Source organism: Mesorhizobium sp. M7A.F.Ca.CA.004.04.2.1, assembly GCF_004022825.1.
Lineage (GTDB): Bacteria > Pseudomonadota > Alphaproteobacteria > Rhizobiales > Rhizobiaceae > Mesorhizobium.
In genome coordinates this window covers 1-12,664 of record NZ_RZPH01000052.1, presented here as the reverse complement: position 1 = coordinate 12,664, position 12,664 = coordinate 1, and the positions used below count along the sequence as shown (strand labels likewise).

Sequence of the window (12,664 nt, the reverse complement as noted above, 5' to 3'; positions counted from 1 at the left end):
GACCGAGACAGGCGATCTGTTCATTCCCTTCACACTGCCCGGTGAAACGGTCACCGCCGCGCGCGAAAGGGATCGCGCCATGCTGATGGCGGTGCTGGAAGCATCGCCGCAGCGCATCGATCCCGCCTGCCGCCATTTCACCGAATGCGGTGGTTGCGCGCTCCAGCATTTCGAAGCCGGAGCCTATCGCCAGTGGAAACGCGAAAAAGTGGCGCACATCCTGAAGGGCAAAGGCATCGATTGCGAGATCGGCGAACTGGTCGCCTGCGCGCCGCAGACGCGCCGCCGTGTCGTGCTGGCCGCCCGGCGCACCGATACAGGCATGCTGCTCGGCTTCCATCGCCATCTGTCGCCGGAGATCATAGCCATATCGGAATGCCCGATCTCGCTTCCTGAGATCGTCGCTTCGCTTGATCGCTTGAAGGCGCTTGCCGAATTGGTCTGCGCAACCACCAAATCGTTCCGGCTAGCGGTCACCGTGACCGGTTCGGGTCTCGATGTCGCGGTTCACGAATCCGGCAAGCTGGGGGAGCATCAGCGCCGCATCGCTGCCAATTTCGTCATGGCGCAGGGCTTTGCCAGGCTGTCCATCGATGACGAGATCATCATCGAGCCGAAAAAGCCTGTTGTCATGTTCGGCAGCGTCGCTGTCGCCTTGCCCCCGGGCGCGTTCCTGCAGGCAACCGAGGCCGCCGAACAGGCGATGGCCGATATCGTCGGCGGACATCTGAAGCGTGCCAAGAAGGTGGCGGATCTTTTCGCCGGCTGCGGCAGTTTTGCTCTGCGTCTGGCCGCGAAGTCGGAAGTTCATGCGGTGGAGGGCGATGCGGCAGCCCTTTCGGCCCTCGACCGTGGATCGCGTTTCGCCACTGGCTTGAAGCGGGTGACGGGTGAACGCCGCGACCTGTTCCGCCGGCCGTTGACGTTCAAGGAATTGAATGCCTTCGACGGTGTGGTGTTCGATCCGCCGCGCGCCGGCGCCGAGGACCAGTCGAAGCAGATCGCCCGCTCGGATGTGCCGTACGTCGCCGCGGTGTCCTGCAATCCGGTGACGCTCGCGCGAGATTTGCGCATCCTCATCGACGGCGGCTACATCCTGAAAAGCGTGACGCCGATCGACCAGTTCCTGTGGTCGCCGCATGTTGAGGCCGTGGCGTTGCTGGAGAAGCCGAAGCGGAGGCGGTAGGTCGCTTGTGCTTGAGTTGCGCGTGAATTGGGCCTATTTTGATACCGTACGCATCAAACTATGCTAGGTAATCGTCATGAACTCCGCAGCCCTCGAAGTTCCGGCGTCACGCTTTGGCGAGGAACGGTCGCCTTACCTTTCGGCAAGGCGTGTCGCGGAACAGCTTGGTGTCAACCTGACCGAATTGGCCGGCCTGATCGGGGTCGCGCGCAACACACTTGCCGCCAAGGCCGGCGCGCGCAAGGTCGACGCCGCCCTCAGCCCGATCGTCCGCATCCTGTCGATGGCCGGTGAAATGGCCGGCGGCGAGCAACGTGCGGCGATCTGGTTTAAGCACCAGCCGATCCCCGGCTGGGCGGGAAAGACCGCCTACGACCTGGTTCGCGAGGGCAAGACGGACAAGGTGCTGGCCTATCTGGAGGCCGTCCGCTCCGGCGTGTATGCCTGAGATCAGCCTGACCTTGTGGCGGGCCTTCGTACCGCGTTGGGCGCATCTGCCGCTTTCGGGCGAGGGCGCTGCCCACTTCGGCGGTCGCTGGAATCCAATTGGCGCTTCAACGATCTATGCGGCGCGCGAATTGTCCACCGCCTGGGCGGAGTACAATCAGGGCTTTGTCCAGCATCCGGCGTTAATTGCCCAACTTGAGCTCTCGGGCGCGCGCTTGGCCGATCTGACCGATGCCGCAATGCTGAGCGAATTGGCCATGACGGCGGGCATTCACCAATGCGAATGGCGAGACATGCTGGATCAGGGCCTTGTGCCCGAGACCCACAAGCTGCGGGATCGCCTGCTTGCCGATGGGGTGAACGGCGTGATCTATCCGTCCTTCATGTCGCCCGGCGGCACCTGCGTTGCGCTCTGGCGCTGGAACGAGGATGGCGCGCCGCGCCTGGAGGTCGTCGACCCCGACCGTCGTCTGCCGAAATCGCCGGCATCCTGGCTTTAGGGCAACTCAGATGGGCGAGTAAGCTCGTCGACTGTTCTTATCAAACCCTGGTGCCGCCCACCGTCATCTGGTTCATGCGCAGATGCGGCTGGCCGACGCCGACGGGCACGCCCTGTCCGGCCTTGCCGCACATGCCGATGCCGGTGTCGAGCTTCATGTCGTTGCCGATCATCGAGACGCGGTGCATGGCGTCCGGACCGTTGCCGATCAGCATCGCGCCCTTGATCGGCTGCGTCACCTTGCCGTTCTCGATCATGTAGGCCTCGGTGCAGCCGAACACGAATTTGCCCGATGTGATGTCGACCTGGCCGCCGCCGAACGAGACGGCATAGATGCCGTTCTTGACCGAGGCGATGATTTCGTCCGGCTCCATGTCGCCCGCCGTCATATAGGTGTTGGTCATGCGCGGCATCGGCTGGTGGGCATAGCCTTCGCGGCGGCCGTTGCCGGTCGCCTTCATGCCCATCAGCCGGGCATTCTGGCGATCCTGCATGTAGCCGACCAGCTTGCCATCCTCGATCAGCACATTGCGGGCCGAAGGTGTGCCTTCATCGTCGACGGTCAGCGAGCCGCGCCGTTCGGGCATGGTGCCGTCGTCGACGACGGTGACCCCTTTGGCGGCGACCTGCTGGCCGAGCAGGCCGGCGAAGGCCGAGGTCTTCTTGCGGTTGAAATCGCCTTCCAGCCCATGGCCGACGGCCTCGTGCAGCATGACGCCCGGCCAGCCGCTAGACAAGACGATGTCGAAAGTGCCGGCCGGGGCCGGTATGGCCTCGAGATTGACCAGAGCTTGCCTGAGCGCCTCCTTGGCGGCGTGCTTCCAGCTGTCCTCGACCAGGAATTCGCCAAACGCCTTGCGGCCACCCATGCCGTAGGAGCCGCTCTCCTGGCGGTCGCCATCGCCGACCACGACGGAGACGTTGATGCGGACCAGCGGGCGGATATCGCGCACCATTTGGCCATCGGCGCGCACGATCTCGACATGCTGCCAGGATGCGGCGAGCGATGCCGAAACCTGCCGCACGCGCGGATCCTCGGCGCGCAGCCAGGCGTCGATTTCCTGCAAGAGCTTTGCCTTGGCCTCGAAGGAGGGCGAGGGGATCGGGTTCTCTTCGCCATAGAGATGGCGGTTGGTGCGGGCCGGTGCGGCGGCAAGCGTGCCGGAATAACCGCCCTTGACGGTTGAAACGGCATCGGCCGCGCGCAGCAGCGACGCTTCGGAGAGGTCGCTGGAATGCGCATAGCCGCTGGCTTCGCCGGCAACCGCACGCAGGCCAAACCCCTGGTCGGTGTTGAAGTTGGCGGTCTTCAGGCGGCCATTGTCGAACATCAGCGCTTCGCTCTCGCTGTATTCGAGGAACAGTTCGCCGTCATCGGCGCCGTTGATGGTATCGGCGACGATCCGCTTGATGCGATCGTCTGAAATGTCGAATTGGCCGATCAGGCTGTTCATGGCGCATCCGTTCACAGGAGGAATGGGTCTTTGCCACGATGTAGGCGCGAAGGCACGCCGAGACAATCGCTCTGCCGCATTGTAACGACAAAAGCGGTTTGCCAGCAGCCCGTCGAAGTCACTTCTGGTTGAAGCCGGTGATGTCGCCGGGCTTTCAGGGGAGGGCGGCGAAGCCGTCGGCAAAGCCCTTGAGGTCGACCGGGATGCCGATACCTTCTTCCGGGGTCTGGAAAACGATGAAGGTGGCCGACGTGCCGGTCTTCAGCGTGTCGAGAAGCGGCTTTTCGAGGATCACCTCGGCATAGCAGCCGTCCTGGAAGCAGCGCACGAAATAGGCGCGGCCGATATCCTTGCCGTCGACATTGAGGCCGAGCCCGTTGGGCAAAAGCACGCCGAGCGGCGCCAGCACGCGCAGGATCTCCGCCTTGTTGTCGGCGGTGCGCAGCACCACGACCGACAGTCCCATCTCCGGACGGTCCTCGGCGACGACGTTCTGCATCATCACGCATTGTTCCGAGGTGGCACCGGCCGGCGTGTCGCAGATGATCGACCATGCGCCATGTGTCGAGCGCACGGTGCCGCTCGGCTGCGCGGCGTTCGCCGTGCCGGACACGATCGCGGACAAGCCGATGCCAGACAGGGCGGCGAAAAAGATGACCTTCGCCCAGTTTCTCGAAAACCGAGAGTTTCTCGAAAGCCAGTAATTCATGACGGCTCCATTGCGAATCACGGCACTTTAAGCCGCGCCAAAGCCAAGTAAAGGACGAGACCGCACCAGGTCTGCCCCGAAAAAGCCAATTGGGCGCTTTTCCCTGCCAATTTCGCCCGAATTGCGACGTTCGGCACCTGCGGCCCGCGGGAATGCTGCTGCGGGCTCACTGTAGGCGATTCGGTGCTGCCGCGGCTGCCTCCAAAGGCATATCCGGGCTTGCGCGCAAAAATGCCGCACGGTTTCGTCCGCTCCTTTCTTGCGGAGGGAAAAAGAGTATGGTTTGAACCAGCTTGAAACTGTCGGGATTCCCGTCCCGGCATTGTTCGTTATTCTCGTGGGTACCGCAGCGAGGAACTGGGAGACGATGAGGGCGATGAGAAATTTCCTGGCAAACGCCAAGGTTCCAGCAAGTGCCAAGTTTCTAAGTGCTTGTGCCGCTGTCACGTTTTTCGCCGGCGCATCCGCCCATGCCGACCAGCCCAAGAACTGGGAGACAACCTTCCAGGCGCCGGCGACCGACATGATGCGGCAGATCGAGTGGTTCGGGAACTACACGATGTGGTTCATCGTTCCGATCACCATCCTGGTGCTGCTTCTCCTCGCTTATTGCATCGTCAGATTCCGTGCGAGCGCGAACCCGGTTCCGTCCAAGACCAGCCACAATACGCTGATCGAGGTGATCTGGACTGTCGGTCCGGTCGTCATCCTGCTTTGCCTGGCAATTCCCTCGTTCCAGCTGCTGACCGCGCAATACACGCCGCCGGAAGAAGCGAAGCTGACCGTCAAGGCGACCGGTAACCAGTGGAACTGGGACTACGAGTACCAGACCGAAAACACGCTCTCCTTCAATTCCGCGATCCTTCAGGACACCGACCGCGCCGCCGCCGGCAAGGAGGACCGCAAGGTTTATCCGCGCCTGCTCGCGGTCGACAATGAACTGGTGGTGCCGGTCAACACCATGACCCGCGTGCTCGTCACCGCGACCGACGTGATCCACTCCTTTGCCATGCCGTCGTTCGGCATCAAGATCGATGCCATTCCGGGCCGCACCAACGAGACCTGGTTCAAGGCGGAGAAGGAAGGTATTTTTTACGGCCAGTGCTCGCAGCTCTGCGGCAAGGACCATGCCTTCATGCCGATCGCCATCCGCGTCGTCTCCGATGCGCAGTTCAAGACCTGGCTGGCGGCAGCCAAGACCGATCTGCCCGGCGCCAACAAGACGCTGATGGCCGAGGTCGACGGCCAGAACAAGGTAGCGTCCGCCGGCAACTGATGCCGCGGGTTAGCAAGATTTAGGGAACGGAGCGGAACATGGCAGACGCTGCAGCTCACGACGGGCACGACCACAAGCCTTATCACGGCTGGGTCCGCTGGGTTTATTCGACCAACCACAAGGACATCGGCACGCTCTACCTGATCTTCGCGATCATGGCCGGCATCATCGGCGGTGCCTTGTCTGTCGCCATCCGCATGGAGTTGCAGGAGCCTGGCATCCAGATATTCAGCGGCCTGGCGCAGATGGTCTATGGCATGAACGGTGACGCCGCGATCGACGGCGGCAAGAGCATGTACAATGCCTTCGCCACCGCGCACGCCCTGATCATGATCTTCTTCATGGTCATGCCGGCGCTGATCGGCGGTTTCGCCAACTGGATGGTTCCGATCATGATCGGCGCGCCCGACATGGCGTTCCCGCGCATGAACAACATCTCCTTCTGGCTGCTGCCGCCGGCCTTCATCCTGCTGCTCACCTCGATGTTCGTGCCGAGCGCGCCGGGCGCCTTTGGCGTCGGTGGCGGCTGGACGCTCTATCCGCCGCTTTCGACCTCGGGCCAGCCCGGGCCGGCCATGGATCTGGCGATCCTGTCGATCCACATTGCCGGTGCGTCGTCGATCCTCGGCGCCATCAACTTCATCACCACCATCTTCAACATGCGCGCGCCTGGCATGACGCTGCACAAGATGCCGCTGTTTGCCTGGTCGGTGCTGATCACCGCCTTCCTGCTCCTGCTGTCGTTGCCGGTCCTGGCCGGCGGCATCACCATGCTGCTCACCGACCGCAATTTCGGTACCACCTTCTTTGCGCCCGACGGCGGCGGCGACCCGATCCTGTTCCAGCACCTGTTCTGGTTCTTCGGTCACCCTGAAGTGTACATCCTGATCCTGCCGGGCTTCGGCATCATCAGTCACGTCATCTCGACCTTCTCGAGGAAGCCGGTGTTCGGCTATCTCGGTATGGCCTATGCCATGGTGGCGATCGGCGCCGTCGGCTTCATCGTGTGGGCGCACCACATGTACACGACCGGCCTGTCGCTCGACACGCAGCGCTATTTCGTCTTCGCCACCATGGTCATCGCGGTGCCGACAGGCGTGAAGATCTTCTCCTGGATCGCGACGATGTGGGGCGGGTCGATTTCGTTCAAGACGCCGATGCTGTGGGCGCTGGGCTTCATCTTCCTGTTCACCATCGGCGGCGTCACCGGCGTCCAGCTGGCCAATGCCGGCCTCGACCGCTCGTTGCATGACACCTATTTCGTCATTGCCCACTTCCACTACGTGCTGTCACTGGGCGCGGTGTTCGCCATCTTCGCCGGCTGGTACTACTGGTTCCCGAAGATGACCGGCTACATGTATTCGCCCGTCATCGCCAACACCCATTTCTGGGTCACCTTCGTCGGCGTGAACCTGATCTTCTTCCCGCAGCACTTCCTCGGTCTCGCCGGCATGCCGCGCCGCACCATCGACTACCCCGATGCGTTCGCCGGCTGGAATTATGTGTCGTCCATCGGCTCGTATATCTCGGCCATCGGCGTCCTGATCTTCCTCTATGGTGTGTTCGAGGCCTTCCAGAAGAAGCGGATCGCCGGCGCCAACCCATGGGGCGAGGGCGCAACGACGCTCGAATGGCAGCTGCCGTCGCCGCCGCCCTTCCACCAGTGGGAACAGCTGCCGAAAATCAAGTAAGGCGGCTGCCCGCTCGAATACGAAACCGCCGGTCCGCCGGCGGTTTTGGCCAACGGATGATGGACTTAAGTACGCATGGCCCTTGTCGACGACCCATTGATTGACGAAGCGGGCTTTCGCATGTCGGAAGCGACGGCGGGCGATTTCTTCGCGCTGCTGAAGCCGCGCGTCATGTCGCTGGTGGTGTTCACCGCCTTTGTCGGCCTGGTCGCCGCACCCGTGACCATCAACCCTCTGCTGGCGGTGATCGCCATCCTGGCTATTGCAATAGGTGCTGGTGCCTCCGGCGCGCTCAACATGTGGTACGATGCCGACATCGATGCCGTGATGACCAGGACCGCCAACCGCCCAGTCCCCGCCGGTCGCATCCAGCCGCACGAAGCCCTGACCTTTGGGCTGGTGCTGTCGGTGCTGTCTGTGATGACGCTCGGCGTGCTGGTCAACTGGCTGGCGGCGACGCTGCTCGCCTTCACCATCTTTTTCTACGCCGTCGTCTACACGATGTGGCTGAAGCGCTGGACGCCGCAGAACATCGTCATCGGCGGGGCCGCCGGTGCCATTCCGCCCGTGATCGGCTGGGCCGCGGTGACCGGGACAGTCAGCCTCGAAAGCATTGTCTTGTTCCTGATCATCTTCCTGTGGACGCCGCCGCATTTCTGGGCGCTGGCGCTGTTCAAGTCCGAGGACTATGCCAAGGCCGGCATTCCGATGATGCCCAACGTCGCCGGCCACGCTTCGACCCGCCGCCAGATCTTCGCCTATGCGCTGGTGCTGGCCCCGGTCGGCGTGCTGCCGTGGCTGCTTGGCTACACCACGCCGTTCTATGGCGTGGCCGCCCTGCTTCTGGGAGTCGGTTTTGTCTGGTACGCGTGGAAAGTGCTTAGCATGGCCGACGATGACCGCGTCATGAAACCGGCCAAGGCCCTGTTCGCCTATTCGCTGCTTTATCTCTTCGCCATCTTCGCTGCCTATCTGGCCGACAGCGTTGTCGAACGCGCGCTTGCCATGGGTGGAGCATGACCATGATCGAGGAAAAGCTCGAGACCGTCACGTTGACCGAGCGTCAGAAGAAGGCGCAGCGCAGCCGTTCTATCGCCATCGGTGTGGCGCTGGCGCTGCTGGTGGTCATTTTCTACATCGCGACGATCGTGAAGTTCGGCCACAATCTGGGCACGATGTGATGAGCGTCGGGACCTCCAAAAAAGCGGCTGGCAAGAACGGCAACGTCATCGTCGCGGCTGTCTGCCTCGCCTTTTTCACCGGCATGATCGGCATGGCCTATGCCGCGGTCCCGCTCTACAAGATGTTTTGCCAGGCGACCGGCTATGGCGGCACGACGCAACGTGCCGAGAAGCAGTATGCCGGCCGCGTGCTCGACCGCGAGATCACCGTCCGCTTCGATGCCAACATCGCTGGCGTGCCGTGGGAGTTCCAGCCGGTCCAGCGCTCGATGACGATGAAGATCGGCGAGACCGTGCAGGCGCACTATCAGGCGACCAACAAGTTCGATCGTCCCGTGACCGGCCGCGCCACCTTCAACGTGCAGCCTGAACTGGCGGGTCCCTATTTCAACAAGGTCGAGTGCTTCTGCTTCACCGACACGACGCTGAAGCCCGGCGAGACACTGGACATGCCGGTCCTGTTCTACGTGGACCCCGACATCGTCAATGTGCCGGAACTGAAGGACGTGAAGACGATCACGCTGTCCTATACGATGTTCCCGGTCGAGAAGGCCAAGCCGGTCGCCTCCTCGGAGCCGGCCAAGGGCAATAGCAAGACAATTTCGAATACCGAAGCAAATCTCGGGGGTTGATATGGCAGACGCGCACGCAAAACCACAGCATGACTATCATCTCGTTGACCCGAGCCCGTGGCCTTTCCTGGGATCGGTAGGCGCACTTGTCGCCGCCTTTGGCGGCGTCTGCTTGATGGAATACCTGAAGGGCGGCTCGTTCCCGATCTTCGGCTTCAACATCGCCAATCCATGGCTGTTCTTCATCGGTCTCGTGATCATCCTCTACACCATGTTCGCCTGGTGGTCGGACACGATCAAGGAAGCGCATGAGGGCCATCACACGCGTGTCGTGTCGCTGCATCTGCGCTACGGCATGATCATGTTCATCGCCTCGGAGGTGATGTTCTTCGTTGCCTGGTTCTGGGCCTATTTCGATGCCAGCCTGTTTCCGAGCGAAGTCCAGCAATATGCCCGCACCGCGTTTACCGGCGGTGTCTGGCCGCCGAAGGGCATGGAAGTTCTCGACCCCTTCCATTTGCCGCTCTACAACACCGTCATCCTGCTGCTGTCCGGCACCACGGTGACCTGGGCGCACCATTCGCTCATCCATGGCGATCGCAAAGGCCTGATCAACGGCCTGGTGCTGACTGTTGGCCTCGGCATGCTGTTCACCATGGTGCAGGCGTACGAGTACATGCATGCTCCGTTCGCCTTCAAGGATTCCATCTATGGCGCCACCTTCTTCATGGCGACCGGCTTCCACGGTTTCCACGTCATCATCGGCACCATCTTCCTGTTGGTCTGCCTGATCCGGGCGATGAAGGGTGATTTCACCCCCAAACAACATTTCGGCTTCGAGGCGGCCGCCTGGTACTGGCACTTCGTCGACGTGGTCTGGCTGTTCCTGTTCGCCTCGATCTACGTCTGGGGATCGGTCGGCGCGGTGATCGAGGGCCACTGATCCTGGCCTGAGGAATTTCCGTTTGGGGAGGGGCGGCCGCGGCAATGTGGCCGCCTTCTTCTTTTTGGCGCAATGATCGCTGATCGATAGCCAATGCGGCTGACAATTTTCCGGGCCATTTGCGCATTGATGATCGCGGCACTCCCGGCCTTTGCCGGCGAGAAGGTGGATCTGGTGCGTGTCCACAAAGCCGAACGCCGGCTGGAACTCATCGGCGACGGCAAGATCCTGCGCAGCTACGGCATCGCACTCGGCGGCGATCCTGTCGGGCATAAGCACCAGGAGGGCGATCAACGCACGCCCGAGGGGAACTATGTCCTCGACTGGCGCAACCCGAACAGCATCGCGCACAGATCGATCCATATTTCGTACCCCAATACCGACGATCTGGCGGCCGCCAGGGCGCGCAATGTCGACGCGGGCGGCATGGTCATGATCCACGGCCAGCCAAACGGTTATGGCTGGTGGGGCTGGCTGCTTCAATTGGTCGACTGGACCGACGGCTGCATTGCGGTTACGGACTCCGATATGGACGAAATCTGGGCGATGGTGGCCGATGGCACACCGATCGAGATCGAGCGGTAGGCAATGAGTGGCAAGATGAACTGGTTGCCGGTCGATCTGAAATCGAGCGGTAAGCAATGAGCGACGACTCTTCCAAGAGTGAAGATAGGGCGATCTGGCCGCCGATCGATCCGATCTCGGCCGGCCTGCATGGCCGTTGCCCGCGCTGCGGCGAGGGGCGGCTATTTTCCGGCTTCCTCACCGTCGGCAAGCGATGCGTCAATTGCGGCCTCGATTATTCCTACGCTGATGCCGGCGACGGGCCGGCGGTGTTCGTGATCCTGATCATCGGCTTTATCATCGTCGGCCTGGCGCTCTGGGTAGAAGTCACGTTCAGCCCGCCGCTCTGGCTGCATCTGCTGGTCTGGATTCCGCTGGCTGTTGTGCTGTGCTTGACGGCGCTGCGGCTGATCAAGGGCGTGCTGCTGACGCTGCAATACCGCAACCAAGCGGCCGAGGGCCGGCTGGATCGCGGCGAATGAGCGAGGCTTCCATTAAAACTGACGGTCGTTCGCGGCCGCGATCGGCATTGCTGCTCGGCCTTGGCCTTGTGCTGTTCCTGATCCTGCTGGTGCTCGGCACCTGGCAGATGCAGCGCCTGTATTGGAAGGAAGGCCTTCTGCAGACCATCGACCAGCGCACCCATTCGGCTCCGTTGCCGTTGGTTGCGGTCGAGAAAGAGTTCGCCGCCACCGGCGATGTCGATTATACGCCTGTCACCGTCACCGGCACGTTCCTGCATCAAGGCGAACGCCATTTCTACGCGACCTGGGAGGGTGATGCCGGCTTCAATGTCTACACGCCGCTGGCGCTCGACGACGGACGCTTCGTCCTGATCAATCGCGGCTTCGTGCCTTACGATCTGAAGGACGCCGCCAAGCGCGCCAAGGGACAGGTGGCTGGCAGTGTGACGGTCACCGGGCTGGCCCGCAACCCGCTGCCGGGCAAGCCGTCGATGATGCTTCCCGACAACGACGTGGCGAAGAACATCTTCTACTGGAAGGACCGCGACGTGATGGCTGCAAGCGCCGGTCTGCCGGCGGGCGCCGCGCTGGTGCCGATCTTCATCGACGCAGACAAGACGCCAAACCCAGGCGGCTTGCCGGTTGGCGGCGTCACCATCATCGACCTCCCGAACAGCCATCTCCAATATGCGATGACTTGGTACGGGCTTGCCGCGGCGCTCGCAGCCGTGCTCATCCTGCGGCTTCGCCGTCCCGCGAAAGACGAATGAACGCGGCTGATGCCCCCTTTCAACCGATGCCCTTGACAGGGCAGGGGTGCGCACTTCATTTCGGCTTTGATCAACCGGCCCGGATTTAATGCTTCAGACAACCACCAAACCACCTCTGACGATCCGGCTCTGCCAGCCGCGCGGTTTTTGCGCCGGTGTCGACCGTGCCATCCAGATCGTCGTGCTGGCGCTGAAGAAATATGGCGCGCCGGTCTATGTCCGCCATGAGATCGTGCACAACCGCTACGTCGTCGAGGGGCTGCAAAGCCTTGGCGCCGTCTTCATCGAGGAACTCTCCGAGATACCGGCCGAACATCGGCAGTCGCCCGTCGTGTTCTCGGCGCATGGCGTGCCGAAATCGGTGCCGGCGGATGCGAAGGCGCGCAATCTCTTCTATCTCGATGCCACCTGCCCGCTGGTGTCGAAGGTCCACAAGCAGGCGATGCGCCATCAGCGGCTCGGCCGCCATGTGCTGTTGATTGGTCACGCCGGTCATCCCGAAGTGATCGGCACCATGGGCCAACTGCCGGACGGAGCGGTGACGCTGATCGAAACCGAAGCCGATGCCGCAAAGCTCTCGCCCGCCGATCCGCAGGCGCTCGGCTTCGTTACCCAGACCACATTGTCTGTCGAGGACACCGCCGGCATCATCCGCGCCTTGCAGGATCGCTTTCCGGCGCTGCAGGCACCAGCGGCGGAATCGATCTGCTATGCCACCACCAACCGCCAGGAAGCCGTCAAGGACACCGCGCCGGGCGCCGATCTCTATCTGATCGTCGGCGCCCCCAATTCCTCCAATTCGCGACGCCTTGTCGAAGTGGCGGAGCGTGCGGGCGCTACGATGTCGCTTCTCGTGCAGCGCGCCGCCGAGATTCCGTGGAATGACATCGGCAACATTTCGACGCTTG

15 protein-coding genes are annotated in these 12,664 nt (G+C 62.3%); 13 read left to right on the top strand and 2 right to left on the bottom strand.

What is annotated here, in order from left to right; all coding sequences use genetic code 11:
• The 3 genes from EN893_RS04425 to EN893_RS04415 all read left to right on the top strand — a co-directional run.
• A partial coding sequence (locus tag EN893_RS04425) for a class I SAM-dependent RNA methyltransferase (RefSeq protein WP_164900716.1) occupies positions 1 to 1,186 on the top strand: 1,186 nt, incomplete at its 5' end.
• A 76-nt stretch (positions 1,187 to 1,262) separates the two neighbouring features.
• Entirely contained in the window at positions 1,263 to 1,634 is a 372-nt protein-coding gene (locus EN893_RS04420; protein ID WP_127270326.1) for an antitoxin Xre/MbcA/ParS toxin-binding domain-containing protein, read from the top strand.
• Positions 1,627 to 2,133, top strand: a complete 507-nt coding sequence (locus EN893_RS04415) for an RES domain-containing protein (protein WP_127270325.1) — start codon at positions 1,627 to 1,629, stop codon at positions 2,131 to 2,133. Before EN893_RS04420 ends, EN893_RS04415 begins: the two co-directional genes overlap by 8 nt.
• 40 nt (positions 2,134 to 2,173) lie before the next feature.
• On the opposite strand, the gene tldD is transcribed toward EN893_RS04415, so the two are convergent.
• Positions 2,174 to 3,586: a metalloprotease TldD gene (gene tldD / locus EN893_RS04410; protein ID WP_127270324.1), complete on the bottom strand. Its 1,413-nt coding sequence runs from the start codon at positions 3,584 to 3,586 to the stop codon at positions 2,174 to 2,176.
• Between the two features lie 154 nt (positions 3,587 to 3,740).
• Complete coding sequence (locus EN893_RS04405; RefSeq protein ID WP_013532781.1) at positions 3,741 to 4,295, bottom strand: invasion associated locus B family protein; 555 nt, start codon at positions 4,293 to 4,295, stop codon at positions 3,741 to 3,743.
• 259 nt (positions 4,296 to 4,554) lie between these two features.
• Between EN893_RS04405 and coxB the strand changes: the two genes are divergently transcribed.
• From coxB to ispH, 10 genes are all read left to right on the top strand, one after another.
• Positions 4,555 to 5,571, top strand: a complete 1,017-nt coding sequence (gene coxB, locus EN893_RS04400) for a cytochrome c oxidase subunit II (protein WP_164748750.1) — start codon at positions 4,555 to 4,557, stop codon at positions 5,569 to 5,571.
• 38 nt (positions 5,572 to 5,609) lie between these two features.
• On the top strand, positions 5,610 to 7,262 hold the full coding sequence (ctaD, locus tag EN893_RS04395; protein WP_023808611.1) for a cytochrome c oxidase subunit I: 1,653 nt from the start codon (positions 5,610 to 5,612) through the stop codon (positions 7,260 to 7,262).
• A 75-nt stretch (positions 7,263 to 7,337) separates the two neighbouring features.
• Positions 7,338 to 8,282, top strand: a complete 945-nt coding sequence (locus EN893_RS04390) for a heme o synthase (RefSeq protein WP_127270323.1) — start codon at positions 7,338 to 7,340, stop codon at positions 8,280 to 8,282.
• A 2-nt stretch (positions 8,283 to 8,284) separates the two neighbouring features.
• Positions 8,285 to 8,443 carry a hypothetical protein gene (locus tag EN893_RS04385; protein ID WP_013532777.1) on the top strand — a complete coding sequence of 53 codons (159 nt, stop codon included), beginning with the start codon at positions 8,285 to 8,287 and terminating at the stop codon, positions 8,441 to 8,443.
• Complete coding sequence (locus EN893_RS04380) at positions 8,443 to 9,075, top strand: cytochrome c oxidase assembly protein (protein WP_127270322.1); 633 nt, start codon at positions 8,443 to 8,445, stop codon at positions 9,073 to 9,075. Before EN893_RS04385 ends, EN893_RS04380 begins: the two co-directional genes overlap by 1 nt.
• A 1-nt stretch (position 9,076) precedes the next feature.
• Positions 9,077 to 9,958 carry a cytochrome c oxidase subunit 3 gene (locus EN893_RS04375; protein WP_127270321.1) on the top strand — a complete coding sequence of 294 codons (882 nt, stop codon included), beginning with the start codon at positions 9,077 to 9,079 and terminating at the stop codon, positions 9,956 to 9,958.
• A gap of 93 nt (positions 9,959 to 10,051) precedes the next feature.
• Positions 10,052 to 10,543, top strand: coding sequence for a L,D-transpeptidase family protein (locus tag EN893_RS04370; protein ID WP_127270319.1), 492 nt, complete (start codon positions 10,052 to 10,054; stop codon positions 10,541 to 10,543).
• A 56-nt stretch (positions 10,544 to 10,599) separates the two neighbouring features.
• A complete protein-coding gene (locus EN893_RS04365; RefSeq protein ID WP_127270316.1) occupies positions 10,600 to 11,004 on the top strand; it encodes a DUF983 domain-containing protein in 405 nt (134 codons plus the stop codon).
• The gene (locus tag EN893_RS04360) at positions 11,001 to 11,756 is read left to right on the top strand and encodes an SURF1 family protein (protein ID WP_164748751.1); all 756 of its coding nucleotides are present in this window, start codon (positions 11,001 to 11,003) and stop codon (positions 11,754 to 11,756) included. The genes EN893_RS04365 and EN893_RS04360 overlap by 4 nt, the downstream gene beginning before the upstream one ends.
• A gap of 88 nt (positions 11,757 to 11,844) precedes the next feature.
• Positions 11,845 to 12,664 (top strand): 4-hydroxy-3-methylbut-2-enyl diphosphate reductase (gene ispH, locus EN893_RS04355; protein WP_128361418.1); only part of this gene is annotated, 820 nt, incomplete at its 3' end.